Genomic DNA, 24,280 nt, shown 5'->3' with positions numbered 1-24,280 from the left:
CGCCCGATCGTTGGACTCTACGGCCCGGGAGTCAGATCCGCCGGACCGGGTCCGTGATGCCTCCGGGGCACGCGAGCGCCGCGATGTCCCATCCGGCGCGTCCGGCCCCGGCCAGGTAGGCGCTTTCGTAGAAGGCGAGGACGGCGGCCAGGGGATCGGTCTCGACGCGGGCCGCGTCGTAGCGCAGCACGGCCAGGTGGCTGTCGCCGTGCGCGACCCACCGCGCGGACGCGGGGCTGAGCGGCTCCCCGGCCACGCCGGCGGGCTCGGGGGCGGTGTAGGAGTAGAAGGCGGGCTCGGTGAAGGTGTCATCCCCGAACCAGAAGCCGAAACTGATCACTTCCCGGGAGTACGCCTCCCGGGTAACGGGGTCGGCCTGCCGGGGCTGGTCGACCCGTCGCCCGGAGAACCGGCTATGGGCGATGTCGAAGGTGTGCCAGAAGTGGTGCACCGGACTGTTCTTTCCCGAGAAGCCCGCCGCGAACTCCTCCAGCACGGACGCCACCTGGCACAGGACCCGCCAGTAGCGGTTGGCGGCCACGGGATCGTAGGCCGCGTGCTCGGTGTCCTCGGCGAACGGCCGGCCCGCGTCGGGCAGGTCGAAGGGCCTGGGAACGGCGATGTCCACCCGGACCCCCAGCGCGGCCAGAGCGGCCAGGGTCGCGTCGTGGAAGGACGCGACCGACTGGCCCGGAAGCGGGAAGGACCGCTCTTCGCCGTCCAGCGTCGCGACGACGAGCCGGTGGTCGACGAAGTCGAAGTCGATCGTGAAGATCGGATTCCCGTCGACCTGACCCATCGGACGCGTGGTGATGCCGCGCCCCGTGACATGAAACGGGACGTTCCACCAGTGGTTGCGCCGAGCGCTCGCCGCCAGGCGGATCTTGCCGACGATCTGCGCGAAGCGGTGCAGCGTCTCCTTGGTGTCCCGCCACTCCATCAGCGGCATCGGCGGTAGCAGCTCCATCACGCTCCCATGATGACCCCGTGCGCGCCGTCCGGCACCCGCGCCGGGGGAGAGGGGGGAGCGGTTCAGTCCTCGGCCACCAGAGCCGGCGTGGACGCGTGGACGCGTCCAGCACCTCGCTGCTGATGGAGCTGCGGGAGTCGGTCGCCGTGCAGGAGACGCCCGCGCAGCGGGTGGCGGTGGTCGGCAACGGGGCGCCGCTGCCCCTGCCCCCCGACGGGGTGACCGGCGTGGAGTCGCCGGAGAACCTGATCGTGGCCGGCGGCCGGAACGCCGCCCTGGCCCGCCTGGCGGAGTCCGGCGACATCGATGTCGTGGTGGACCTGGACGATGACGGTCTGCCGATCAGCCCGGAGGCTTTCACCCGTCTGGCCGGCCTGTATGACAGGGACGAGCGGCTGGGCGTTGTCAGCTTCCGTATCTGCGATGAGCGGGTCTCACCCAGCGGCGAGGAGATCGACCTGGCCTGGCGCGCCCTGGACGCGGGCTGGAAGGTGCTCTACGAGCCGCCCACCCTGGTGCTCCAAGCATCTGTGACGTCGCCGGCCCGGCATGCGGTCTTTCACCGGATGGTCGCCCGGAACCGGGTATGGCCGGCCGGCCAAGCGCCATCTGCCCGCCCCGCTGGTTCCCGCCTACTTTGGGCGCCTGGACCCTTCTCACCCCGGCCCGGATCCGCTCGTGGGGCGGGCTCCGCGCCTGGTTCGCGGGGTTCGCCGAAGGCGTGCGCACGGCGTGCCCGCCACGGCGGCCGATGCGGTGGTGGGCCACCGTCCGGCGCACGACCCCGCCTCGGCCGCCCCCGGTGCTCTGGATGCCGACGGCCTGCTCGCTGCGGAGCCAGTCCGGCACCGCGCCGGGTGTCTTGCCCAGCCACCGCACGTAGCGGGCCACCCCGTCGGCGACGGAGACGGAGGGTTTCCACCCCAGCGTTGCCGCCGACCGGTGCGGTGCGGCGCAGCCGCCCAGTGGGTCACCGGGCGGCATTGGCGTCTCCAGTACCCGTGCGCCGGGGGAGTGTTCGCTGATGGGGTCGGCCACCGCCGTTCAGGTGCAGCGGCAGCCCCAGAGCGGCGCGTACGACGAACCAGGCGACCACCCACGAGTGACTGCTCGGCTTGATCACCTGCGGCTGGCCGTAGACGGAGAAGTAAGGCGGGGCTGTCCGTAGACGGACTCCAGCAACTGCCGCATCGACCGCGACTCCGCGCATCCGGGGAGGGGAAGAGAGAGTCGTCCTGCTCGCTCCGTCGCTCCGTCGCTGCGATCGCGCGACGCGGGTGACGGGCACAGGCCGCCACATCAGCCAGGGCCGCCGCGTGGACGATGTAGTCCGCGCCGTCCACAGCACGCGCGACGACGGCCCGAAGCCACGAGACAACTCGGGCTACGCGAGGAGCAGAACGATTCCCCTCCGGGCGGGCTTCAGCCCAGAGTAGTGACCATGCTGAAGCGAGTAGCCGTGCTGTCTGATATCCACGGAGTCCTGCCCGCCCTGGAGGCAGTGCTAGACGAACCAGAGGTGCGCGCTGCGGACCGCGTCGTGCTCACCGGCGACATCACGGCCGGCCCGCAACCGGCCCAGGTGCTGGACCGGCTGACCAAGCTCGGAGACCGTGTCGCCTGGGTCAGTGGGAACGCCGACCGCGAGCTCCTCGAATACCGCCGTGGCCGGCGCGACGCCATCCCGGACCCGATCGCTCCCTGGGCTGCCGAGCAACTGCGCGCAGATCACCTTGAACTCCTCGCCCGCTTGCCTCAAACGCTCTCCCTGCCCCTGCAAGGCATGGGGAGGGTCCTGTTCTGCCACGCCACTCCTCGGGACGATGAGGAAGTCGTACTGGTCGACTCCCGTCTCGACCGTTGGCAAGAAGTCTTCAGCGAGCTCGACGCCGACGTCCGCACGGTGGTCCTCGGCCACACCCACATGCCGTTCATCCGCCTCGCCCACGGACGACTCGTCATCAACCCCGGCAGCGTCGGTATGCCCTACGGACGGACCGGAGCCCACTGGGCGCTCCTTGGCCCCGGCGTCGAACTGCGGACCACGAACTTCGATATCGAGGCCGCGATCGACCAAGTGACCCGGGACTCCTCCTATCCCGAAATCACCCAGTGGGCCGACTACTTCCTCCGAGCGCAGGCAACCGATGCCGATGCCCTCACAGCCTTCGGGCCGCGAGACGGACGCAGCGAGACCACGGACATCCCATAGCCGCCGGCGGGCTGAGGGTTCAGCTCCTCCGTGAGGTCAAAACTGGTGAACAACCTGAAGCGGGATGATCGCGGGTCTGGTCGTTGAGGCTGTAGCCACGCAGGTCGTGGATGGGGCCGCCGCTCTTGGTGACGCACACCCATCGTCCGGCGAAGTTGCGCTTCTCGTAGGCGCGGGCGGTGCGGGCGGAGTTGTCGCGCACCGGGCTGCCCCGGTCGCGGATGGCTGTGGGCAGGTCCTTCGCGGTGCTCTCGACCGCGCGCTTGACCCACGGCTGACCACCGAGGTTGATCTCGGGGCAGATACGCACGTAGCCACTGGGGCAGTCGATCACAGATGATGCCACGGACTGCTGACCGCTTCGGGCAGGCCACCGCCCTGGCTGGCGTACCTCGAAGGGGCTCCGGCCGGCGAACCGGAAGACCACGCCATCGGCCGGTCCCCTCTGGTGGAGTGACCGCGAAGAACCACCTCGCGGCTGACGGCAAGTACCGGCCCGACCACCTGGCCGAACCGTAGACGCGACGCCCGGCCTGCCCGTCACCAAGGAGACGGGCAGGCCAGGCCCCCTGCCGAGCCGTCCCGACGCGAAGGTCGCTGACGGCCCCGGCCGGAGCTCTCCGGCTCTTCACAATGGTCAGGTCTCGGCAGCCAAAGCCCAACTTAGGGGTCCTAGCAGAAGTCGTTGATCATGTGACTGTCGGGCGGGACAGAGCCGTGGAGGGTACCGGCATCCGCACCGAGCCGGGGTGCTGGCGTGGCCACCGGTGCCGGGTCACCGGAGAAGACCAGGGGTGAGCCGGGAGTCAGCAGTGTGCCGATGCCCGGCTGCTCGATCCAGGAGAACAGCGGGTTCTCCGTCGAGCAGCGTGGGTCCTCCTCGACCAGTTGCCGGAACGTCTGGTACGGACCCCACAGCGCCCCGGAGCCGTGCAACACCGCGCGCACCTCGGCCAGGGTCCTTCCCGCGAACCAGGGCTCCAGCACTGCCGCGATGGCGTGCCGGGCGGCATACCGGCCGCCTTCCGTCGTCAGGTCGACGTCCATCAGCGGGCCGGTCATCTCCAGCTTCTCGGCGAGCCCGGTGGCCCGGCCCAGAGCCCGGAACTGCCGGGTGGTGAGGGCCACGACCATCACCGAGCGCCCATCTGCGGTGCGGAAGTCCCGTCCGAAGGCCCCGTAGAGGCTGTTGCCGATCGGTTCGCGTGAGGCGCCGTTGATCTGCACGTCCGCGATATAGCCCAAGTTGCCGACGGTGGCGAGCATGACGTCGGACAGGGCGAGAGTGACCTCCTGGCCCCGCCCGGTCGTCTGCCGCCTGCGCTCCGCAGCCAGCAGGCCCACTGTCAGGTAGAGCCCCGCGGCCACATCCCAGGCCGGCAGCACGTGATTGACCGGCTCCGGACCGGTGCCGGTCGCGTGGGGGAAACCGCTGGCGCAGTTGACGGTGTAGTCCACGGCGGGGGAGCCGTCGTGGTCGCCCAGCAGCCGCATCATGATCAGGTCGGGCCGCCGCGCGGACAGTTGGTCGTAGCTGAGCCAGCCCCGGGCGGGCAGATTGGTGATCAGGATGCCCGCGCCCTCGCCGCCCGCGCAGATGATGTCGGCCGCCGCGCGCTGCCCCCCGGGGGTGTCCAAGGGCAGGGTGACGGATCGTTTGCCCTTGTTGAGGCTGGCCCAGTACAGGCTCTGGCCGTGCTCGGTCTCCGGCCAGCGGTGGTGGTCGATGTTCCCGCCGGCCGGGTCGATGCGGATCACCTCGGCGCCCAACTGTGCCAGCGTCATGGACGCCAACGGGGCCGCCACGAAGGCTGAGACCTCCACGACGCGCAGTCCGGCCAGCGGGCCGCGGCGCTCCTCAGACACGTTCGAAGACGGCTGCAATGCCCTGGCCTCCTCCGATACACATGGTCTCCAGTCCGAACCGGGCGTCACGGCGCTCCAGTTCGTGCAGCAGCGTGGTCATGATGCGCACGCCAGTCGCCCCGACGGGGTGGCCGAGCGAGATGCCGGAACCATTGACGTTGACCCGCTCCGCGTCGTCGATGCCCCACTCCTTGAGCACCGCGAGCACCTGGCAGGCGAACGCCTCGTTCACCTCGATCAGGTCCATGTCCGCCAGGGTCAGGCCCAGCCGCTTCAGCAGCCTGGCGGTGGCGGGGACGGGGCCGATGCCCATGCGGGAGGGCTCGCATCCGGCCGCGGCCCAGCCGCTCAGATAGGCGATCGGGGTCAGGCCCAGCCGCTCCACTTGGTCCTCGGCGACGATCAGGCAGGCTGCGGCGGCGTCGTTCTGCTGGCAGGCGTTGCCCGGTGTGACGGTGCCGCCGGGCTCGACCGTGCGCAGCCGTGCGAGTTTCTTTACCGAGGTGTCGGGACGCATCCCCTCGTCGCGGGCGAAGACCGCCGGGTCGCCCTTGCGCTGTGGCACCGTCACCGGGACGACCTCGCGTGCGAAGGCGCCCGAGTCCCAGGCCGCTGCCGCCCGTCGCTGGCTGCGGACCGCGTAGGCGTCGGCCTCCTCGCGGGTGATTCCGTAGTCGCGGGCCAGGTTCTCGGCGGTCTCGATCATGCCGGAGATCCTCCCGAACCGCTCCACCGGCTGGGCGCGTTCCCGCCCGCGGTCGAGCCGGTCGTGGAAGACGGTGGAGCCGAAGCGTCCGCCCCAGCGCATGTCGGTGGTGTAGTACTCGACGTTGCTCATACTCTCAACGCCGCCCGCCATGACGACTTGGGCCGCTCCGGACTGCACCATCATCGCCGCCGTGGCGACGGCCTGGAGACCGCCGCCGCAGCGCCGGTCCAGCTGCATCCCGGCGACCTCGACCGGGAATCCGGCCTCCAGCGCGATCCAGCGGCCTACGCACGGCGTCTCGCTGCCGGCGTAGGACTGTGCGAAGACCACATCCTCGATCAGGGCCGGATCGATCCCGGCGCGCTCCACCGCCGCCGTCGCGACGGCTGAGCCCAGCTTCTCGACGGGCACCGGGCGCAGGCTGCCGCCGAAGGCGCCGATGGGGGTACGGACGGGGGCGACGATCGCCGCGCGGGTCATGCGGGACTCTCCTTCTCCATGGTGCTCTCGGACGCCTTCCGGACGGTGCTCTCGGACGCGGCCCGGAAGTCGGGGGCGCGCTTGGCGAGGAACGCCTGGACGCCCTCGGCGCTCTCGGCGGAGGTGAACGCCTCGTCGCCGGCCTCCAGCGAACGCTCGATCAGCTCCTCCTCGGTCAGGTCGTACGCGACGTCGATCAGCGATTTGCACAGCGCCATCGACCGGAGCGGGCGCCGCAGCAGGACCTGCGCCAGCTCCAGTGCGGCGGAATGCGCCCCGCCGCGCGGCACCACCCGGTTGACCAGGCCCCAGGTGAGCGCCGTCGCCGCGTCCACCGGCTCGCCCAGCAGCTGCATCTCCTTGGCGCGCCCGGCCCCGATGCGGCGGGCGACCCGGAACGTGCCGCCGCTGCCGGGGAAGACGCCGAGTGTGATCTCCGGCGATCCGATGCTGATGTCTTCCTCGGCGACGATCAGGTCGCAGCAGACCGCGATCTCCAGGCCGCCGCCGAGCGTGTGTCCGTTCAACGCGGCGATCGTCGGCTTCGGGAAGGACGCCAGCCGCGCGAACAGCGCCTGCTGTGGACGGAGTTTTTTCGTCACCGCTTCGCCCGGCGCCCGCATCGGGGCGAACTCGACGATGTCCGAGCCCGCGCAGAACGCCCGGTCCCCGGCCCCGGTGAGCACCACCACGCCGACGGAAGGGTCGTCCTCGACGGTGTCCAGCGCCTCGGCCAGCCCACGGGTCATGGCCGCGTTCCACACGTGCAGCGGTGGGTTGTCGAAGACGACCGTCGCCACCCGGTCCGCTGTCCGAAGGCGGACGTGTGCGCCGCTCATCGGTCACCTCCATGGTCGATGGTCACTGTGTGTCCCGCGGCGTCCGCCGGGGGCAGAGAGAGCAGAAGGGCGCGCGCGCGGCGCAGGACGGGCGCGTCGACCATCAGGCCGTCGACGCGGATGACACCCGGGCCGCCACCGTCGCCGCAGGCGGCGTCCCAGGCGTCGGCCACCCGGCGTGCCCAGGCGATCTCCGCGTCGCCGGGCGCGTACGCGGCGTTGACCGCGGCGACCTGCGCCGGGTGAACACACAGAGCACCGGTGACGCCCAGCTCACGCGCTTGCCGGGCGGCGTAGGCGAGCGCCTCGGGCCGGTCCAGGACGGCCAGGGACAGCGGCAGCGCGAAGGAGCCGATGCCGGCGGCCGAGGCGGCCAGCGCGATCCAGCGGCACGGTTCGGTCAGCACGAGTGGTGTGGGCGCGATGCCCAGCGACTGGGCGAAGTCCTCGCTGCCGAGCGCCAGTGCGCACACCCTCGGCGACGCTTCCGCCAGAGCCGCCAATGCGAACAGCGCGGCCGGGGACTCGATCAGCGCGATCAGCCCGACCGAGCCGACGGGCAGCCCGCGTTCTCGCTCCAGCGCGTCGAGGAACGCGGCCACCTCGGTGAGCTGCCCGGGACACTCGGTCTTGGGCAGCATCACCGCCCGCAGGCCGGGGCGGACCGCCGCCCGTAGGTCCTTCTCCCAGTCCTCGCGCGCCGAGCCGGTCCGCACCACCAGGTACTGGACCTCGGCGGCCAGCCGGGCGATGTGGGAGGGCAGGGCCCGTCGCGCCCGCTCCTTGCCCGATGCCGGGACGGCGTCCTCCAGGTCGAGGATCAATCCGTCCGCGCCGCGCAGCTGGGCCCTGGACAGCAGCCGCTCGTTGTCGGCCGGGACGAACAGCAGCGACCGCAGGGCCGCGGCGTGGTGAGCGCTCATGAGGCGTCCACCTCCGCGCTCATCACGGTCCGGCCCTGGTCGTCGGCCGCGTACAGGGATGCGCCGGTCCCGGTCGGTGTGCCGTGCAGGGTCAGCTCCCGGCCGTCGAAGCCCGGGCGCAGGCCACGGAACCGGAACCCGGTGACATGGGCGGCGGGCTGTTGCCGGACGTAGAGGTCCAGCAGCAGTGTCGCTGTCAGCGGCCCGTGGACGACCAGCCCGGGGTAACCCTCTTCCTGCTGGGCGTAGGTGCGGTCGTAGTGGATGCGATGGCCGTTGAAGGTCAGCGCCGAATAGCGGAACAGCAGCACTGGATCCGGGACGAGGGAGCGCTGCCACGCACCGGGCGGCGGCTCCTCCGCCGGCCGCTCCCGCGTGCCCCCGGCAGCCGCCGTGGCCCCGCTCGGGGCTTCTCGGTAGACGACATCCTGCCGCTCGGTGAGGACGAGGGCGCCATCCTGCCGCAGCTTGTGGTCGACGGTGACGAAGACCAGCGGCCCGCTGCGCCCCTCGCGCTCCCGTACATCCACGATCTCCGAGGTGCGGCGGACGGGAACGCCGGTGCGCAGCGGCGCGGAGAACCACAGGTCGCCTCCGGCCCACATGCGGCGGGGCAGTCGGACCGATGGCAGGAAGCCGCCACGTCTCGGGTGCCCGTCGGGGCCGAGCCCGCTCTGCGGCGTGCGGGGAAGAAAGCAGAGCCAGTGGGCGAGGAGCGGCGGCGCGTCGTCCGGACTCTCCGGTTCATGGTCCAGGACAGCGGTCAGCCCCCGGACGGTGTCCGCGCTCAGCGTGTCCTCGGCCTCTTCACACCGGCCGATCCAGGAGGCGTACTCGCTCGGGGCCGTCACTGGGCGGCCCCCTTCAACTGGATGCGCTCGATCCGGCCGACGACCAGCAGGAAGGACAGCGCCGCAGCAAGGCCGGAGGCGCCGACGAAGTACAGCGCGCCGTCGAAGGACCCGGTGACGTCGACGACGTAGCCGATGATGATCGGGGTGGTGATGCCGGCCAGATTGGCAAGGGCGTTGAACAGACCGCCGGAGAGCCCTGCGGCCTCCTTGGGGGAGGTGTCCGAGAGGACGGTCCAGCCGAGGCTGCCCAGTCCCTTGCCGAAGAACGCGATCGCCATCAAGGCGATGACCACGGTCTTGGACGAGGTCCAGGCGCACGCGATGATGCAGGTGGACAGGGCCAGCCCGGCGACGATGGGGATCTTGCGGGCCGCGGTCACCGATATGCCCCGGCGCAGCAGCCCGTCGGAGAGCAGACCGCCCAGGATGCCCCCGATGAAGCCGAAAAGCGCCGGGATGGACGCGGTGAAGCCCGCCTCCAGCAGCGGCATGCCGAGTTCCTTGATGAGGTAGATCGGGAACCAGGTGAGGAAGAAGTAGACGAGTGTGGCGATGAAGAACTGGCCCGTGCAGAGCCCGATCATCAGCCGGCTGCTGAGGAGTTGCCGGACCACGGAGCAGGTGCTGACCCCGGTCTTGGTGCCGACCGACGCGGCCTTCTCGATGTCGACGAGCGCGCCGCCCTCGATGAGGTGGTCCAGCTCGGCCTGGTTGACGCCCCGGTGCTCACGGGGCTGGCGGTAGGCCACCCACCACCAGGCGCTGAGCGCGATGCCGATGCCGCCCATCACGAAGTACGCCGAGGGCCAGCCCCAGCCGTGGGTGAGCCATGCCATGAAGGGGGTGAAGACGACCGGCGCCGCGTACTGCGAGGAGTTGAAGATCGCCGAGGCGGTAGCCCGTTCGGCCGCAGGGAACCAGGTTGCCACGACCCGGCCGTTGGTGGGGTAGGCAGGGCCCTCGGCCAGGCCCACCGCGAGCCGCAGGACGAACAGCGCGATCATCGCCGAGGCGAGCCCGAACAGCGGGACGAAGCCCTGGAGCAGTGTGGTCACCGACCACACGAAGATGCTGCCCGCGTACACCTTGCGGGCGCCCCACTTGTCCACGATCCAGCCGCCGGGCAACTGGGCCAGCATGTAGGCCCAGGAGAAGGCGGAGAACAGGTAGCCGAGGGTGATGTCGCTGATGCCGATGCCGTCCTGGATCTCCGTGCCGGTGATCGACAGGATGGCGCGGTCGGCGTTGTTGAGCGTGGAGACCACGAACAGCATCGCGACGATCAAGAAGCGTGCTCTGCTGCGGCCGGGGGACGCTGCGGAGCCGGCGGGGCGTGCCGCCCCGGCGACGGCTTCACGGGAAGCGGGCATGAGATATCTCCGTTGACATCATGGGGTGAGCCTGGGGGAGGGGGAGCGGTGCGTTTCGCGGCGGGTGGGTGGAAGCGGTGACACCCGCGGACGTGCGCGCGGTGGCGAGGTTGGGCCCCGCGCGGGGCGGCCCGGTGGATGGCAGGGCGCCGGCGGCCGACCGGGCCGGACCGGTCAGCCGAACCGGCCACCGGTCACGTGCAGGGTTTCGCCGGTGATGAACGAGGCGCGCTCCGAGGTGAGGAACGCCACCGCGTCCGCGATGTCCGAGGGCTGCCCGGTGCGGCGCAGCGGCTGGGCGGCGACGGCCTTCTCCCGGATCTTCTCGTAGTGGCCCAGGGAGCGGACGGCCTCGGTCTCCATGAAGCCCGGGGCGACGGCGTTGACGGTGATGCCGTAGCGGCCCTGCTCCGCGGCGAGCGCACGGGTGAAGCCGACAATGCCCGCCTTGGCGCTTGAGTAGTTCGCCTGGCCCGGGTTGCCCAGGTAGCTGCGCGAGGAGATGTTGACCACCCGCCCCCAGCGCTGCTCGATCAGACGCGGCATGACGGCGCGGGTGACCAGGAACGATCCTTTGAGAATCACCTCGATCACCGTGTCCCAGTCGGTGTCCGTCATCTTCGTGAGCAGGGTGTCGCGGGGGAAGCCGGCGTTGTTGACGAGGATGTGCACCCCGCCGAACTCCTCGGCAGCGGCAGCCATCAGGGCATCCACGTCCGTGCCCGAGGTGATGTCCGCGCGCACGGCGATCGCGCGGTGGCCGAGTCCGGCCAGCTCTTTGGCGGTGGCCTCCGCGCCCTCACCGTCGATATCGGTGACGACGACGCGCGCACCCTCCTGCGCCAGGCGACGGGCCGTCGCGGCGCCCAGCCCCCGGGCCGAGCCGGTAATGATCGCGGTCTTGTCCTTGAGTTCCAGATCCATGATGCGGCTCCTGTGCGTCAGGTCAGATCAGGTCGGCTCGGCCGGCGTCCAGGACGACCGCGCCGCGTTCGATGGCGGTGGTGCGGAAGGACACGACATCGCCGTCGGTCCAGGACTCGGTCCGCAGCGTCTCCCCGGGGAAGACAGGGGCGGTGAAGCGGACCCGAACCCGGTGCAGCCTGGACTCGCCCCAGTCCAGGGCGCCGGCCAGCAGCGCGTGTACGGCCACGCCGAAGGTGCACAGCCCGTGCAGGATCGGCCGCTCGAACCCGGCCGCCCGCGCGGTCCCGGGGTCGGCGTGCACCGGGTTGGCATCGCCGTTCAACCGGTAGAGCAGCGCCGCCTGCCGAAGGGTCGGCAGGTCGTGCACCGCGTCCGGTGCCCGGTCGGGCTGCCGGTGCGGCGGGGGAGCGGCGTCAGTTGTGCTGCCACAGCCGCCGTCCCCGCGCAACAGACTGACCTGGCCCACCTCGGCCAGCAGCCGCCCGCTGCCGGCGTCGAGGATCTGACGCTGCTGGTAGAGCAGCGCACCCTTGGCCACGCCCTTGTCCACGACGCCAGTGACCCGGTTGTGGCCCACGACGTCGCCCTCGGGTGCCAGCGGTGTGTGCAGCGTCATCGACTGCTCGACGTGCAGCAGCCGCCGCCAGTCGATGCCGGTGTCCGGCTCGCGGGCCCAGAAACCGGGGTAGCCGAGCACGTTCGGCATGGTGGGAAAGACGCGCTGGCCCTCCTCGTAGACGTACGCCAGCTGACGGGCGTCCAGCGGATCGGCGCCGAGGCCGAGACTCAGCGCGTAGAGGCGGGAGTCCTGGGCGGTGTACCGCTGCCGGACCGGCGCGAACTCCCGCCGCAGCAGCTTTCGCGGGTCCGTCGTCATGACGTCCCCTGGCGCGGCACCACCAAGGCGTCCAGCGCCAGCACACCCTGGCCGGCCTCGCGGACGACCACCGGGTTCAGTTCCAGCGTCTCGATCCGGTCGGCGTTGGCGACGGCGAACGCCGAGACGGTCACCAGCAGGTCGGCGATGGCGTCCACATCGGCATGAGGCAGACCGCGGAAGCCGGTCAGCAGGGCGTGTCCGCGAGTCTCGGCGATCATCTGCAGCGCCTCGGCCCGGTCGACGGCGCCGACCCGGGTAGCGACGTCGCGGAACAGTTCGGCCTGCACCCCGCCGGTCCCGAACATGACCACCGGGCCGAAGACCGGGTCGCGGCGCGCGCCCACAATGACCTCGGCCCCGCGCGGCGCCGTCCTCGAGACGAGCACCCCCTCCACGCGGGCGTCGGGCCGGGCCGTGGCGGCGCGTTCGGTGAGCACGGTGAACTGCGCCGCGGCGGCATCCGCGTCCGTGACGCCGAGCACGACCCCGGCGATCTCGGTCTTGTGCGGGATGTCGGGCGAGACGATCTTCATGACGACCGGAAGGCCGATCCGCACCGCGGCCTCGGCAGCCTCTGCCGCCGACGTCACCACCTTGGACGCCGGGAACGGTACGCCCGCCGAAGCCAGCAGCTCCTGCGCGGCGGCCTCGGACAGTGGTCCGCCCGGCAGTTCGCTGCGCAGCGCCTCCATCCCACCGGATGCGGGCAGCGGGCGCTCGAAGCCCTCCCGCAGACGGGCGAGGCCGTCGAGCGTGGCGACGGCCCGCTCGGAGTCGTCGTAGACGAGGAAGCCGGCATCCTCGTAGGACCGCACCACCTCGGGGCGCGCCTCCATGCACAGCACGGTCGGCCGGTCCATGAAGTCTGAGGTGCCCTTGCGGATGGCCTCTTTGATGCCCTCGCCGTAGGTGGGGGAGTCCGGCAGCATGGTGAACGAGCCGATCACGCTGTCGTAGTCGCCCTGCGCGTACATGACGCCGAAGGTGTCGGTGATCAGGCTCATGTCGTTGAGCCAGCCCGCGGTGGTGTCACAGGGATTGTCGTCGCTGCCCATCGGGTTGATCCCGCGCAGCCGGGCGCGGGCCTGATCGGGGAGCCCGGCGACGTCGAGCCCGTACCGCTCGGCGGCATCGCACAGTTGCACGCCGAAGCCGCCGGAGACCGTGACGATGCCCACCCGGCGCCCGGCCGGCAACACGCCCCGGCTGCACGCGTAGGCCAGGTCGACCTGTTCCTGGGTGGTCCGGGCGCGGTGCACGCCGTACTGGCGGAAGAGCGCGTCGTGGACGGCGTCGCTGCCCACCAGCGAGGCGGTGTGCGACTGTGCGGCGGCGGCACCGGCACTGGAGGAGCCGACCTTCATGAAGACCACCGGCTTGCGCTGCTCGTGCGCCACCGCCAGCGCGGTGCGCAGCCGCCCGGCATCCCGCACTCCTTCGGCGTAGGCGAGGATCACCGAGACGTCGTCCTGCAGAGCGAGCCAGTGGATGCACTCGGCAACGTCGGTGCCCGCCTCGTTGCCGGTGGACACCCAGTAGCCGACGCCGACGTTGCGGCGGCGGCACAGGTAGGCAAGGTGGCCGCCATAGGCACCGCTCTGACTGACCACCGCGACGCTGCCCCCAGGAGGGATCTCCTCGTCGAAGGCGCTGCTGAAGGTGCCGACGAAACCGCTGGCCGCGTGCAGCAGCCCCAGGCAGTTGGGGCCGAACAGCCGCAGGTTCCCGCGCCGCGCGATGCCGGCGAGCTCCTCCTGGACCGCCTGTCCGTCCTCGCCGGTCTCCGCGAAACCCGCGGCGTAGATGACCGCGGCGCCCACGCCCTTGGCCACACAGTCGGTGACCGCCTGCTTGAGCAGCCCTGACGGAAGGGCGATCAGCGCCACGTCCGGGACCTCGGGCACCGCGCCCAGGGACGGGTAGGCGGCCAGCCCCTGCACCGTCGTGCGCTTGTGGTTGACCGGGTAGATAGCGCCTTGGTAACCGGCGCGGCGCAGGTAGTGCAGTGCCCGGCCGGAGATACGGCCGGGGTCGTCAGAGGCACCGATGACGGCGACCGAACGCGGGCGGAAGGCGTGCTCGAAACCCGTCGGTACGGGCGTGGAGGGCACGGCTGACATGGGGCGGCTCCCTTGGTGCACTGTCAGTGCGCGTGTGGTGCGAGCCACCATGCCGATCTCTGCACGGTCATACAATGCTCAAGGGGTTTTCGCCAATTCTTGATACATGAGAGGTATCACCATGGAGCTGCGGCAGCTCAGGCACTTCCTGGCGGTGGCCGAAACCCTCAACTTCCGTACGGCGGCCGAGCGTTTGCACATGACGCAGCCCCCGCTGTCGGTCTCCATCCGCAAGCTGGAGGATGAGATCGGTGCCAAGCTCTTCCTGCGCTCCACCCACAGCGTCGAACTGACCTCGGCCGGCGAAGCCGCCCTGGAGCACGCCCGTGCCGTCGTCTTCCACTCCACGGAGCTGGCGCGGGTCGCGGAGTCCACGGCGGCGGGGGCCACCGGCAACCTGCGCGTGGGCTTCGTAGGCTCCGCGAAGAACCGGCTGCTGCCGCTGCTGCTCCCCGCCTTCAGCCGGACCTACCCGGGTGTGGCCCTGAAGTTCACCGAAGACACCAATACCGGCCTCATCGACTCCCTGGAGCGCCACACGCTGGATGTCTGCATCGTCCGCGTCCCTCTCACCCGGCGCAGCGACCTCCAGTACGTCACCGTCGAGGCCGACCGCTTCGTCCTCGCCCTGCCCACCGGGCACCGCTTCACCCGTCAGAAGCGGATCACCCTCAACGACCTGTCGGACGAGCCGTTCATCGACTACACCCAGCACGCCATTCCCGGCCTGCACGCCCTGTCGACGATGCTGTTCCAGGAGGCCGGGGTGACGCCGAAGGTGGCGCAGGAGGCCGTGCAGGTCGAGACGGTACTTTTCCTGGTCGGCAGTGGGATGGGCGTCGCCCTTGTCCCTTCCAGCGCCGCACGCAAGGGCCGCGACGGTGTGGAGTTCCGGGAGCTGATCACTTCGGGCCCCCAGCCCCCGCTGGGCCTCGCGGTCGCCTGGAACCCGCGGTACCAGAGTCAGGCCGGGCTGAGGTTCCGCGAACTGGCCGAAGAAGTAGGCGTCTCCCCGCCCGGCCCGTGAGCCCGCGCTCGCCGGGTCAGGCTCGCGACTCCGGCGAAGGCGGGAGGCTGTTGGTCCCGTAGGTGGAAGGTCTCTGCCCAGCGCGGCCTGGTGGGCTTCTCGAACCATTGCCCTACGCCGCACTCTTGACACCTTCACCGAAGGGCCGGCCGGTCGGCGCGGTGAACACCATCCGCGGCCTGGGGCGAGGGGGCGAGAACCGTGTGGTCGACCCCCTCCGAATGCCAGCGGTTACCGGGGCGTGCTGACCAGCGAGAAGATGCGGCTGAGCATCATCTCCGCCTTCGAGACCGCGGCCCTGGACGCCTACGGACGGGAACCGGGGGTCCCCGTGCACGCCCTGCTGGGCGGGAAGGTCCGCGACCGCGTGGACTACGCCGGCTACCAGTTCTACAAGTGGGGCCGGCATCCCGGTGCGGAAGACCCCGCCGACGACTGGGACGAAGCGCTGGACCCCGAGGGCGTGGTGGCCTGGCACGGAAGTTCCACGAGCGTTGCGGGTCGCGCTCCTTCAAGCCCAAGGGCGGGGCGTTCCCTCCTGAGCAGGAGGTCGCCGCATTCGACGTCGACGCCGAGCAGGCACTGCTGGCCGACCACGACGTGATCGTCTTCCAGCACCCGGTGTTCTGGTACAACACCACGCTGGAAGTCAGGGTAGGCGGCGAGAGGTCGTGCACGGTGACATGGGCCAGCTCGCGGACGGCGTCCACCAAGGCCCTGTTGGCCTTCGACTGGGACAGGTCGGGGTGGCCTACGACAACGAGAACCTTGGACATGATGAGGAACCTTTTCAGTGATCAGTGAAGTGAGTGAATAGATGCGGGTTGGTCGGGTGCGACGGGTCAGCACGTCGCCGGGGCGTCAGATCGCCAGTCGATGCTGGCCATGTTCGCCTCGTCGTGACGCTCGCCCGCGGCGTGTGTGAGGTCGTCCAGGCGGTCGAGCTGAGCGGCGCTGAGCTCAATGCTGTCGGCGGCTGTGTTCTCCTCAACGCGTGCGACCCGCCGGGTTCCGGGGATGGGGGCGATGTCGTCGCCGCGGGTCAACAGCCACGCCAGCGCGGTCTGCGCCGGCGTAGCGCCGACCTCGGCGCCGATGGCCCGCACCTCGTCGACGATGGCCAGGTTGCGCTGGAAGTTCTCGCCGGTGAAGCGCGGGTTGGTCTTGCGCCAGTCGTCGTCGGCGAAGTCGTCGACGCTGCGGATCTGCCCGGTCAGCAGGCCGTGCCCGAGCGGCGAGTAGGGAACGAACCCGATGTCGAGCTCGCGAAGCAGCGGCAGGATCTCGGCCTCGACATCACGGGTCCACAGCGAGTATTCGGTCTGCAGGGCGGCGACCGGGTGCACGGCGTATGCGCGGCGGATCGTGGCGGGGCTGGCCTCGGAGAGCCCGATGTGGCGGATCTTGCCCTCGGCGACCAGCTCGGCCAGGGCGCCGACGGTCTCCTCGATGGGCGTGTTCGGGTCGACGCGGTGCTGGTAGTGCAGGTCGATGTGGTCGGTGCCGAGCCGCTTGAGGGATCCCTCGACGGCGGCCTTCACGTTGGCGGCGCTGCTGTCGGTGACGCCCGGGGCCGGGCTGTCGCCGGAGTGGGAGACCAGACCGAACTTGGTGGCCACGACGACCTGGTCGCGCCGGCCCTTGATGGCCTTGCCGACGACTTCTTCGCTGTGGAAGGGGCCGTAGATCTCGGCGGTGTCGATGTGCGTGACGCCGAGGTCCAGTGCCCGGTGGATGGTGCGGATCGACTCGCTGTCATCGAGCCCTCCGCCGGTGGTGTAGGTGCCGGCCATGGTCATGGCGCCCAGGCCGATGCGCGAGACGTCCAGCCCGCCCAGCGATACGTGCTTCATCAGGAACTCCTCCGTCTTGGCGGTGAGGTGAGCGGTGATCAGGCTTGGTCGGTGGGCATGACCCACAGTTCGGCGATCGCCGCGTGCCGGGATCGGGTCACCATGTAGGTGATCCCGTCAGCGATGTCCGCGGGGACGAGGCGCTCGTGCTGTGCGTTGAACGGGCCGAGGATCTCGGCGTGGATCGTCTCGTTGTTGTGCGAGCCCAGCTCGGTGTCGACGGCGCCCGGCTCCAGGACACCCACCCGCACATGGCGGCCGGCCAGCTCCTGGCGCAGCGACTCGGTGAAGCCGTTCACGCCGAACTTGGTGAGGTTGTAGACCCCGTAGCTCGCCCACGCCTGGCGGCCGGCGATCGAGCTGATGTTGACGATGTCGGCGACCTGCCGCGGGCCCTCCCCGGCTGCCTTGAGCAGGTGCGGCAGTGCGGCGTGAGTGGTGTGCAGCAGGCCCTGGACGTTGACGGCGATCATGCGCTCCCACTCCTGGGGATCCGCACCGACGACCGGTCCCAGCAGCATCAGCCCGGCGTTGTTGACCAGAATGTCCAGCCGCCCGAACCGCTCCACCGTCTGCCGTACGGCTGCTTCGGCCCGGTCGCGGTCGGTGATGTCCGCCTCCACCGCCAGCGCGGTGCCGCCGGCCTCGGTGATCTCGGCGGCCAGCGTCTCAAGGCGGTCCTTGCGGCGGGCCACCAGAACGACCGTGGCGCCCTGGTCGGCGAGCTGGCGGGCGGTGTCGGCGCCGATACCGCTGCTCGCGCCGGTGACGAGGGCGACGGTGCCGGTCAGTTTCGAAGCCATGGATCTTCCCTTGTTTCTGCGGGGCAGGCGGTCTCACCCACGTCGGGTCACAGCAGGTGAGAGGGCCGTCGGCCTGCCAGTGCCCTGATCGGTGCGGTGCAGCAGGCCCGCCATCCAGGCAACCACCCGCCGACCCGCCGCGGGGGCCCGTGCGGGGGCGCGTTCGTCCGGGGGTCCGGCAGTACCCCTTTCGCTGCCCGGCAGGCCGACGGGCGCGCCGTACGGTGGACGCATGGACCGCAGCAGCGAGATCCGCGAGTTCCTGCGCAGCCGCCGGGCCCGGATCACCCCCGAACAGGCGGGCTTCACCCCCCACGCCGGGCCCCGCCGCGTTCCGGGTCTGCGCCGAGAGGAAGTCGCCCAGCTCGCCGGGGTCAGCGTCGACTACTACATCCGTCTGGAACGAGGCCGCACCCAAGGCGTCTCCGAGGCCGTCCTTGACGCCGTCGCGCGCGCTCTGCACCTGGACGACACCGAACGCGCTCACCTCTTCGACCTCGCCCAGCCCACCACCGGGGCCGCTCGGGCCCGGCGCAAGCGCCCGCTCGCCCCGCAAAGAGTCCGCCCCGTCCTCTACCGGGCCCTGGACGCGCTCCGTGTTCCCGCCGTCGTCCAGGGCCGGCGCCTGGACGTCCTGGCCGCCAACCGGCTCGGCTATGCCCTGTTCGCGGACTTCGCCTCCCGCCCGCACCGCGACCGGAACTTCGCCCGTTTCGTCTTCCTCGACCAGGCTGCTCTCAGCCTCTACACCGACTGGGAGAAGGCCGCCCGGGACACGGTGGCGGGCCTGCGTCTGTACGCCGGACGCCACGCCGACGATCCGCAGCTCACCGAACTGATCGGTGAGCTGTCCCTGCACAGTGACGTATTCCGCAGGCTCTGGGCCGACCACGACGTCCGCGCCCACACCACCGGGACCAAACGCCTGCATCACCCCCTCGTCGGCGACCTCACCCTCGACTACGTCGTCCTCGCCACCGAAGACGACCCCGAGCAGAGCCTCGCCATCTACACCCCCGAACCCGCCTCCCCCTCTGCCGAAGCACTCGGCATACTCGCCAGCTGGACCAGCGCCACCACGGCCGCGCCCACGCCGGAACAAACCCGCGATCCGCCCAGCTGACCTCGCTGTCTCCGTGCGTGAGGGCGCCGTCTCCTCGTCGACGCTGCTGAAGCGGCTGCGGTCGGGCTCGCACAAGAACTCCACCTACACCGCGTTCCGCGCGGTCGGCCGGGTGATCCGCACGGTGCAGCTGCTGCGCTACCTCTCGGACGCGCCGCTTCGCCGGCGGGTGACGGCCGCGACGAACAAGGTCGAGTCGTTCAACCGGTTCTCCCAGCGGGTCGGCTTCGGCAACCAGGGCGTCCTCGCCGACAACGACCCCATCGAGCAGGAGAAGGCGATGAAGTTCAACGCCCTGCTCACGAACGCGGTGATGTTTCGTGGGGTTGAGGTCGACCACTCCGGCTCGGGGGTGCGTGGCGCGGTGCCGTCGTTCGGGAGGTACGGCATCGCCAGCACCTCGACATCGCGGCCGGTGCCGTAGGTCTGGGGGACGGTCCACAGTGTGGTGGGGTGCGTGGGCGAATCCCTGGTCGCGGAGTCCGTGGAGGGTTCGGTGCTCGCTCCGGTTGCGGCCGGCATCTGTTTCGGCCTTGTAGACGGTGGTCCGGGCCACGGCACGGTGGGCGCCTTCGCCGGCCGGTTCCCAGCCCACCGGATTGTCGTACGGGCTGCATTCCGGGCGCCAGTCGGCCACGGTCCTAAGCCTCGTTGGGGGAGCCGACGACGGGGTGGGGCAGCCGAGGACCCGGCCTTCCCGGGCGGTCACCACACGCGTCCCACACGCCTCAAAACACGAAAACAGGCGATTCCGCGCGCTCGCGTGCTCGCGGCGTATGTAAGTGCGGGATGGTCCCGCCGCGAAGCCCCCCGGACCCCGGGGGCTTCGTGCTGTCGGAAGGAGACCACCTGGTGCTCACCTTCGAGATGCTGCCACGCCTCGCCGGCGACCTGCGCCGCCTCACCCCCGACCAGCAGCGCCGGTTCCGCCGCGTGATCACCACCGCGTTCGTGCCCGACCTGCGCACCGGCGCCTTCCGGACCGGCCTGCGCGTGCACCATGTCCACCCGACGCGCGGCGTCTGGGAAGTGACCTGGGCGCCCGACGGCCGTGCCACCTGGCACTACGGACCTGAGTGCACAGCCGGGCACCGGCACATCGTCTGGCGCCGGGTCGGCAGCCACAGCATCCTCACCCGCCCATGACGCCCCGCACGTACGCGCCCGCGGCCCCGCCGGGGCGGGTCCAGGGGTCAGTGGCGTTCGGCGATCCGGTTGAGGTCGGCGAGGTCGGGGTGATCGCGGACCTCCTGTTCGCGCATCCAGGCAGCGATGTCGGGCTTGTGGGCTGCCCGGACTTCATCGATGCCGGTGCCGGTCAGAATGGCGATGGTGCCCATCTCAAGATCGCTGAGGCCGTGGTAACGATTGGCGGGGGCACAGGAGATGGCCATGTCCCTGGCGTACTGGAAGCCGGCCGCCGTGAGTTTCCCGACCAGCCACCGCCGGAAGGGGGTGTCCTGGGTTTTCCAGGTAGGGCCGTAGTTGTCGTACTCGGGGTCGTCGCGGCCAGGACCGATGACGGGCACGGGCGCTCGCTTTCCGAAGCGGTGGTGGGCGCATGGGGGCTGCGTGGTCGTGATGCCATCGAACCGTTCATCGCCATGGTGGTCGTACCGTACGGCCGGTTCCCGGCCGATGGCGGCCGGCACTCGTGTGGGTGACTCGTGAAGGGCCGTCAGCCGGCTCCGTGAGGACCGCCTCCTCTACGAGGCCGAGGGCCACCGGCGGTGACCCCCGCTGCATCTGCGGCCTGTTCGGCCTGTCCGTCGGCGCGGCCCTGCGCTACACCGGCACCATCGTCCAGGCCTGCACTGTCGAGTACAACCTCCGAAACGCCGGCGGCCCAAGACCGGAGGGCTCCGCCGACGACGTCACCTCGGGGCATGAGGAAGCGACAGGCGTGTGAGACGACGTGGCTGATCGCCGTTCCCGGCCGGTCAAGGCCGGGCGGGCCCGTCGTGCAGAAACCAGCCGCACGGGGCGCGAAGCATTGGGAGGTGCGCTTCCCGCGCCCCCTGAACTGGTGGTTTAGCCCCTAAAGGCCGTAGAAGCAGTCAAAGCGTTCCTAGCGTGGGCGCCGCAATCCGGGTCGAAACGTCACCCGGTCCGCTCACAGGAGGCCACCATGCTGCCCAAGCTCACCAAAATCTCCGTCGCCGCGGTAGCCGCAGCGGCGGCCTTCAGCTGCGCTCAGGCGAACGCTGCCTCACTCCCCCACAGCAATTCCAAGCCCGCTCACCGCGTTGCTGCCGCCGCAGCACCAGCACCGCAGGGATGCCAGCGCAAGGAGGGCTACGGATCTCCGGGTTGGTGGTCTGCAATCCAAGGCTGTCTCGCCACCTCTGCGGGAGGTAATCCCGTGGTCAAGGTCGAAAACGACTGCCAGTACAAGGGTGTCCTTGCCTACAGCAAGGTCGTGTGCGTGATCCGAGGGCACTACTCCGTCAGCAAGGACGGGCAGGTGCTGCAGGAGGGCACCATCTTTCACACCGGAGATCCGCTCCATGGCGGGGGAACGATCCACCAATACCCATACACCTGTGCTGGCGCCGGCACCTACACCTTGAGGCTCACTGACCTTTCGACGGCCGAAGTCAGGCCGGGGTACGTAGGCCGCGGATCGGGGCCCGTACCCGACATCACCGTCGTGGCCGCAGGCTGCTGAGCACTCACCCGTCGTCCGCGTAGACACCCCGGCCCGGCCGGGTGAACGTCTCGCCGGATCGAGCACTTCCGCCAGGGGCGTGGTAATAGCCACTGTTACCGCGTTTGACCTGGGGGAGTTCCAAGAATCCGACCTCAAGTGAGGGCCCAAAACACGAAGGGGTGCCACGCGCACACCCGAAGGGCCCGGCCGTCTGGCCGGGCCCTTCGGGTGACTCGCGCAGGGACTTCTGGACTCGCGGCCGCGGGTTCGCCGGGCCCGTACGAACCCGGGCCTGGCGAAGTACGGTTACGGCTCCACCCCGGCCAGGTCCCCGGCGGCGCGGGCGATTTCGGGAAGGCACCGCTCAGGTCGGTGCCGCGCCGGGTCTGGAGGTAGAGGTGGCCGGGCACGGCGAAACACACGGCGCGGAAGCCGTCCCACTTGGCCTCGTGTCAAAGGCCCCGGTGGCGGGGCCTGTCCATGCCGGCAGGGCCGGCGTCAATGCGGGTGCGGCGTCGTTCACCCTCGTGGGTGACGGTGTGGGAGGTGGCAGCGCTGGTTTCCCGTCGTTGTGCCGCGCCGCGGAGTTGTGAACACCTGTATGGAGAAGGGTTTCTGCGCGCGAGAGGCCCCTTGGTACAGGGCGGGAAGGGTCGGGTAAACCCATATGGTCGAATTGGCTCACAGGCCACTGCGCCGCCTACCGCCACCCCCTGTTCCGCCGCTCTCATAGGGCCGGTGCCAGCGGCAAGAGCGCCCGGCACGGTCAGTGTGTATCCCGGGGCGGCGAAAGAGGACACGTGGCGAACGAGCTCAGGTACGGCGACCGGATCCATCTGCAGAACGGCTACAACTCCTGGCAGGGCGGCTACCTCGACACCAACGGCGGTGCCGGCGACTCCGGCGCGAAGTACGGGGTCTCCACCGCGGACACCCCCACCCGGGGCACGGGCACGGGCACCTGGGAGGTTCTCTCGGTCTCCGGCAAGGCCGCCGGCACCGAGGTCATCAGCGGCGATCTGATCCACCTGCGCAACCTCTACGGCGGCGACGGCGGCTACCTGGACACCAACGGTCACGCCACTACGGACCAGAAGAACTCCGGCGGCAAGTTCAACGTCCTCACCTCTCAGGCGAAGGACCGGGCGACGGGCACCGGCCGCTGGCGGATCTTCGCCCAGACCTCCAACCCTCTCGACCAGAACGTCCGCATCGGCGACACCGTCCACCTGGCCAACCTCTACGGCGACAACGGCGGCTTCCTGGAGACCAACGGGGGCACCACCGCCTCGGGCGGCAAGTACGACGTGTGCACCAACGCCTACTACAACCGCAGCAACTCCAACGTCGCCGACTGGAAGATCCACAAGGCGTAGGTCCCGGCCCACAGCAACGCCCTGTTGCTCCGGGCCGTTCGTTGCCCGGGGCACAGGTACCGGCACCACGGCAGCGGCGGTCGGCACTCGGACGCGTCGGTATCAGCGCCGGCATCTCATCCGCGTACGTCCAGCTCGCCCCCTGGCGCAGCCAGACCCTCCCCGGGCGTGACCGATCTCCTGCGACAGCACAGCCAAGGGCGACAGGGCCTGCCCAGGAGCCTGCGACATGGGGCCCGGCCTTTCAGGCGGCATGGGGCCCGGCCTTTCAGGCGGCGACGACAGGTTCGCCGCTCAGCTCCACACCGGCCCGGCGCAGCTCGGCGAGCGCGGTGCGCGTGGTGTCGGCGGCGACGCCGGCGGTGTAGTCGAGCAGGACCCGCACTGTGAAACCCGCGCGCGCTCCGTCCAGTGCGGTGGCCTTCACGCAGTGATCGGTCGCGATGCCGACGACGTCGAGGTCGGCGATGTCGCGGGCCTTCAGCCAGGCGGACAGCGTCGTGCCGTCCTGGGCCGAGCCCTCGAAACCGCTCTTCGAGGCGGAGTGCGCGCCCTTGAAGAAGACCTCGTCGACGTGCCCGGAGTCGACAGCGGGCGCAAAACCGGGATGGAACTCGCCTCCCTCACCGCCGACGACGCAGTGCACAGGGAAGGAGTCCTGGAAGTCGGGGTTCTCGGAGAAGTGGGCGCCCGGATCGATGTGGTGATCACGGGTGGCGACGACGAAGGCGTACTGCCCATCGGCGCTACGGACCATCTCGGCGATAGCGCCGGCCCGGTCCGCGCCGCCCTTCACCGGAACGCTGCCGCCCTCGCAGAAGTCCTTCTGCACATCGACGATGATCAATGCACGACGCATGGGAAGCCCTTTCCTCGGGTGAACCTCTCCCCGATGGTCGCCCTTCCGCCGGCGGAAGGCGCGCCATTCGCGGGTCGGTCACCCGATCGGCCCAGCGCGCCCGGCAACGAGGTGGCACCGCACCCTGCCGTCGTGCTGGTCGGCCGGCACCTATGGTGGTTTGTTTGTCGGGGGTTGGCTTGGTGAGGGTGCTCGGTAGCCTGGCTGGCTGTTTCGATGCCGTGGGAACATTGGAGGAGCCGGGTCTTCGAGGGGCTCTTGTCGTGTTGGCTCCCGCTTTCGTCAGGGGGGTCGCTACGGCGTGCAGTTGCCGGTCGGGCTTCAGCCTCGGCGTCCGGCTTGCGAACGCACGGCAACTGGGGGTCGAGGTGGCATCTCGTGTCACCGTCTTATGCCACCAGCCTCCGGTGTCCGGTGGTTGCTCTGGTGCCATGACGGT

Annotated in this window: 25 protein-coding genes and 1 pseudogene; 11 read left to right on the top strand and 15 right to left on the bottom strand. The window is 70.4% G+C overall.

The window, feature by feature from the left end:
- Window positions 1–31 precede the first annotated feature (31 nt).
- Window positions 32–967, bottom strand: a complete 936-nt coding sequence (locus tag OHB04_RS00245) for a DUF5996 family protein (RefSeq protein ID WP_326692546.1) — start codon at window positions 965–967, stop codon at window positions 32–34.
- Between the two features lie 125 nt (window positions 968–1,092).
- On the opposite strand from OHB04_RS00245, the pseudogene OHB04_RS00240 reads away from it, so the two are divergent.
- Both OHB04_RS00240 and OHB04_RS00235 read left to right on the top strand, forming a co-directional pair.
- A pseudogene (locus tag OHB04_RS00240) lies at window positions 1,093–1,853 on the top strand (glycosyltransferase family 2 protein).
- 558 nt (window positions 1,854–2,411) lie between these two features.
- On the top strand, window positions 2,412–3,182 hold the full coding sequence (locus OHB04_RS00235) for a metallophosphoesterase family protein (protein ID WP_326692545.1): 771 nt from the start codon (window positions 2,412–2,414) through the stop codon (window positions 3,180–3,182).
- A 19-nt stretch (window positions 3,183–3,201) separates the two neighbouring features.
- Here OHB04_RS00235 and OHB04_RS00230 read toward each other — a convergent pair whose 3' ends face one another.
- The 10 genes from OHB04_RS00230 to OHB04_RS00185 form a co-directional block, all read right to left on the bottom strand.
- Window positions 3,202–3,528, bottom strand: a complete 327-nt coding sequence (locus OHB04_RS00230; protein ID WP_326685710.1) for a peptidase inhibitor family I36 protein — start codon at window positions 3,526–3,528, stop codon at window positions 3,202–3,204.
- Between the two features lie 326 nt (window positions 3,529–3,854).
- Window positions 3,855–5,048, bottom strand: coding sequence for a CoA transferase (locus tag OHB04_RS00225; protein ID WP_326806472.1), 1,194 nt, complete (start codon window positions 5,046–5,048; stop codon window positions 3,855–3,857).
- On the bottom strand, window positions 5,041–6,237 hold the full coding sequence (locus OHB04_RS00220) for an acetyl-CoA C-acetyltransferase (protein ID WP_326806471.1): 1,197 nt from the start codon (window positions 6,235–6,237) through the stop codon (window positions 5,041–5,043). The genes OHB04_RS00225 and OHB04_RS00220 overlap by 8 nt, the downstream gene beginning before the upstream one ends.
- Window positions 6,234–7,076 carry an enoyl-CoA hydratase/isomerase family protein gene (locus OHB04_RS00215; RefSeq protein WP_326685707.1) on the bottom strand — a complete coding sequence of 281 codons (843 nt, stop codon included), beginning with the start codon at window positions 7,074–7,076 and terminating at the stop codon, window positions 6,234–6,236. The genes OHB04_RS00220 and OHB04_RS00215 overlap by 4 nt, the downstream gene beginning before the upstream one ends.
- Window positions 7,073–7,999: an HpcH/HpaI aldolase/citrate lyase family protein gene (locus OHB04_RS00210; RefSeq protein WP_326806470.1), complete on the bottom strand. Its 927-nt coding sequence runs from the start codon at window positions 7,997–7,999 to the stop codon at window positions 7,073–7,075. Before OHB04_RS00210 ends, OHB04_RS00215 begins: the two co-directional genes overlap by 4 nt.
- A complete protein-coding gene (locus tag OHB04_RS00205) occupies window positions 7,996–8,850 on the bottom strand; it encodes an FAS1-like dehydratase domain-containing protein (RefSeq protein ID WP_326685705.1) in 855 nt (284 codons plus the stop codon). Before OHB04_RS00205 ends, OHB04_RS00210 begins: the two co-directional genes overlap by 4 nt.
- On the bottom strand, window positions 8,847–10,223 hold the full coding sequence (locus OHB04_RS00200) for an MFS transporter (protein ID WP_326685704.1): 1,377 nt from the start codon (window positions 10,221–10,223) through the stop codon (window positions 8,847–8,849). Before OHB04_RS00200 ends, OHB04_RS00205 begins: the two co-directional genes overlap by 4 nt.
- Window positions 10,224–10,397: 174 nt before the next feature.
- Window positions 10,398–11,147: a 3-oxoacyl-ACP reductase FabG gene (gene fabG / locus OHB04_RS00195; RefSeq protein ID WP_326685703.1), complete on the bottom strand. Its 750-nt coding sequence runs from the start codon at window positions 11,145–11,147 to the stop codon at window positions 10,398–10,400.
- Window positions 11,148–11,169: 22 nt separating this feature from the next.
- Window positions 11,170–12,027: a MaoC family dehydratase gene (locus OHB04_RS00190; protein ID WP_326685702.1), complete on the bottom strand. Its 858-nt coding sequence runs from the start codon at window positions 12,025–12,027 to the stop codon at window positions 11,170–11,172.
- A complete protein-coding gene (locus tag OHB04_RS00185; protein ID WP_326806469.1) occupies window positions 12,024–14,150 on the bottom strand; it encodes an acetate--CoA ligase family protein in 2,127 nt (708 codons plus the stop codon). Before OHB04_RS00185 ends, OHB04_RS00190 begins: the two co-directional genes overlap by 4 nt.
- Window positions 14,151–14,256: 106 nt before the next feature.
- Here OHB04_RS00185 and OHB04_RS00180 point away from each other — a divergent pair, with 106 nt between their 5' ends.
- The 3 genes from OHB04_RS00180 (at window position 14,257) to OHB04_RS41625 (ending at window position 15,981) form a co-directional block, all read left to right on the top strand.
- Window positions 14,257–15,177, top strand: a complete 921-nt coding sequence (locus OHB04_RS00180; protein ID WP_326685700.1) for a LysR family transcriptional regulator — start codon at window positions 14,257–14,259, stop codon at window positions 15,175–15,177.
- 241 nt (window positions 15,178–15,418) lie between these two features.
- Window positions 15,419–15,781: a hypothetical protein gene (locus OHB04_RS00175; RefSeq protein WP_442815129.1), complete on the top strand. Its 363-nt coding sequence runs from the start codon at window positions 15,419–15,421 to the stop codon at window positions 15,779–15,781.
- On the top strand, window positions 15,760–15,981 hold the full coding sequence (locus tag OHB04_RS41625; protein ID WP_442815067.1) for a hypothetical protein: 222 nt from the start codon (window positions 15,760–15,762) through the stop codon (window positions 15,979–15,981). Before OHB04_RS00175 ends, OHB04_RS41625 begins: the two co-directional genes overlap by 22 nt.
- Before the next feature lie 38 nt (window positions 15,982–16,019).
- Here the strand turns inward: OHB04_RS41625 and OHB04_RS00170 are convergent, their stop codons facing one another.
- Both OHB04_RS00170 and OHB04_RS00165 read right to left on the bottom strand, forming a co-directional pair.
- Window positions 16,020–17,030: an aldo/keto reductase gene (locus tag OHB04_RS00170; RefSeq protein WP_326685699.1), complete on the bottom strand. Its 1,011-nt coding sequence runs from the start codon at window positions 17,028–17,030 to the stop codon at window positions 16,020–16,022.
- Window positions 17,031–17,068: 38 nt separating this feature from the next.
- Entirely contained in the window at window positions 17,069–17,833 is a 765-nt protein-coding gene (locus OHB04_RS00165; RefSeq protein ID WP_326685698.1) for an SDR family NAD(P)-dependent oxidoreductase, read from the bottom strand.
- A gap of 232 nt (window positions 17,834–18,065) precedes the next feature.
- Between OHB04_RS00165 and OHB04_RS00160 the strand changes: the two genes are divergently transcribed.
- The 3 genes from OHB04_RS00160 (at window position 18,066) to OHB04_RS00150 (ending at window position 20,102) form a co-directional block, all read left to right on the top strand.
- Complete coding sequence (locus OHB04_RS00160; protein ID WP_326685697.1) at window positions 18,066–18,956, top strand: helix-turn-helix transcriptional regulator; 891 nt, start codon at window positions 18,066–18,068, stop codon at window positions 18,954–18,956.
- Window positions 18,957–18,969: 13 nt separating this feature from the next.
- On the top strand, window positions 18,970–19,380 hold the full coding sequence (locus OHB04_RS00155) for a Tn3 family transposase (RefSeq protein WP_326806468.1): 411 nt from the start codon (window positions 18,970–18,972) through the stop codon (window positions 19,378–19,380).
- Between the two features lie 428 nt (window positions 19,381–19,808).
- Entirely contained in the window at window positions 19,809–20,102 is a 294-nt protein-coding gene (locus tag OHB04_RS00150; RefSeq protein ID WP_326685695.1) for a hypothetical protein, read from the top strand.
- A gap of 47 nt (window positions 20,103–20,149) precedes the next feature.
- On the opposite strand, the gene OHB04_RS00145 is transcribed toward OHB04_RS00150, so the two are convergent.
- Complete coding sequence (locus OHB04_RS00145) at window positions 20,150–20,485, bottom strand: hypothetical protein (protein WP_326806467.1); 336 nt, start codon at window positions 20,483–20,485, stop codon at window positions 20,150–20,152.
- A gap of 161 nt (window positions 20,486–20,646) precedes the next feature.
- Here OHB04_RS00145 and OHB04_RS00140 point away from each other — a divergent pair, with 161 nt between their 5' ends.
- The 3 genes from OHB04_RS00140 (at window position 20,647) to OHB04_RS00130 (ending at window position 22,982) form a co-directional block, all read left to right on the top strand.
- The gene (locus tag OHB04_RS00140; RefSeq protein ID WP_326806466.1) at window positions 20,647–20,865 is read left to right on the top strand and encodes a hypothetical protein; all 219 of its coding nucleotides are present in this window, start codon (window positions 20,647–20,649) and stop codon (window positions 20,863–20,865) included.
- Between the two features lie 219 nt (window positions 20,866–21,084).
- Window positions 21,085–21,624 (top strand): hypothetical protein, encoded by a 540-nt coding sequence (locus OHB04_RS00135; protein ID WP_326806465.1) that lies wholly within the window; start codon window positions 21,085–21,087, stop codon window positions 21,622–21,624.
- 782 nt (window positions 21,625–22,406) lie between these two features.
- The gene (locus OHB04_RS00130) at window positions 22,407–22,982 is read left to right on the top strand and encodes a hypothetical protein (protein WP_326806464.1); all 576 of its coding nucleotides are present in this window, start codon (window positions 22,407–22,409) and stop codon (window positions 22,980–22,982) included.
- 268 nt (window positions 22,983–23,250) lie between these two features.
- Here the strand turns inward: OHB04_RS00130 and OHB04_RS00125 are convergent, their stop codons facing one another.
- Window positions 23,251–23,841 carry an isochorismatase family protein gene (locus OHB04_RS00125; protein ID WP_326685690.1) on the bottom strand — a complete coding sequence of 197 codons (591 nt, stop codon included), beginning with the start codon at window positions 23,839–23,841 and terminating at the stop codon, window positions 23,251–23,253.
- Between the last annotated feature and the right edge of the window lie 439 nt (window positions 23,842–24,280).

Origin of the sequence: Streptomyces sp. NBC_01775 (assembly GCF_035917675.1) — a bacterium.
Lineage (GTDB): Bacteria > Actinomycetota > Actinomycetes > Streptomycetales > Streptomycetaceae > Streptomyces.
The sequence above is the reverse complement of the archived record's forward strand: the minus strand, read 5'-3'. Positions and strand labels throughout refer to the sequence as shown.

Bases quoted from the DNA above. Each gene is read 5' to 3' on its own strand.
- OHB04_RS00245 (WP_326692546.1), bottom strand. From the start codon at position 967: ATGGAGCTGCTACCGCCGATGCCGCTGATGGAGTGGCGGGACACCAAG.
- OHB04_RS00235 (WP_326692545.1), top strand. From the start codon at position 2,412: ATGCTGAAGCGAGTAGCCGTGCTGTCTGATATCCACGGAGTCCTGCCC.
- OHB04_RS00220 (WP_326806471.1), bottom strand. From the start codon at position 6,237: ATGACCCGCGCGGCGATCGTCGCCCCCGTCCGTACCCCCATCGGCGCC.
- OHB04_RS00215 (WP_326685707.1), bottom strand. From the start codon at position 7,076: ATGAGCGGCGCACACGTCCGCCTTCGGACAGCGGACCGGGTGGCGACG.
- OHB04_RS00210 (WP_326806470.1), bottom strand. From the start codon at position 7,999: ATGAGCGCTCACCACGCCGCGGCCCTGCGGTCGCTGCTGTTCGTCCCG.
- OHB04_RS00200 (WP_326685704.1), bottom strand. From the start codon at position 10,223: ATGCCCGCTTCCCGTGAAGCCGTCGCCGGGGCGGCACGCCCCGCCGGC.
- fabG (WP_326685703.1), bottom strand. From the start codon at position 11,147: ATGGATCTGGAACTCAAGGACAAGACCGCGATCATTACCGGCTCGGCC.
- OHB04_RS00190 (WP_326685702.1), bottom strand. From the start codon at position 12,027: ATGACGACGGACCCGCGAAAGCTGCTGCGGCGGGAGTTCGCGCCGGTC.
- OHB04_RS00185 (WP_326806469.1), bottom strand. From the start codon at position 14,150: ATGTCAGCCGTGCCCTCCACGCCCGTACCGACGGGTTTCGAGCACGCC.
- OHB04_RS00180 (WP_326685700.1), top strand. From the start codon at position 14,257: ATGAGAGGTATCACCATGGAGCTGCGGCAGCTCAGGCACTTCCTGGCG.
- OHB04_RS00170 (WP_326685699.1), bottom strand. From the start codon at position 17,030: ATGAAGCACGTATCGCTGGGCGGGCTGGACGTCTCGCGCATCGGCCTG.
- OHB04_RS00165 (WP_326685698.1), bottom strand. From the start codon at position 17,833: ATGGCTTCGAAACTGACCGGCACCGTCGCCCTCGTCACCGGCGCGAGC.
- OHB04_RS00160 (WP_326685697.1), top strand. From the start codon at position 18,066: ATGGACCGCAGCAGCGAGATCCGCGAGTTCCTGCGCAGCCGCCGGGCC.
- OHB04_RS00135 (WP_326806465.1), top strand. From the start codon at position 21,085: ATGCTGCCCAAGCTCACCAAAATCTCCGTCGCCGCGGTAGCCGCAGCG.
- OHB04_RS00125 (WP_326685690.1), bottom strand. From the start codon at position 23,841: ATGCGTCGTGCATTGATCATCGTCGATGTGCAGAAGGACTTCTGCGAG.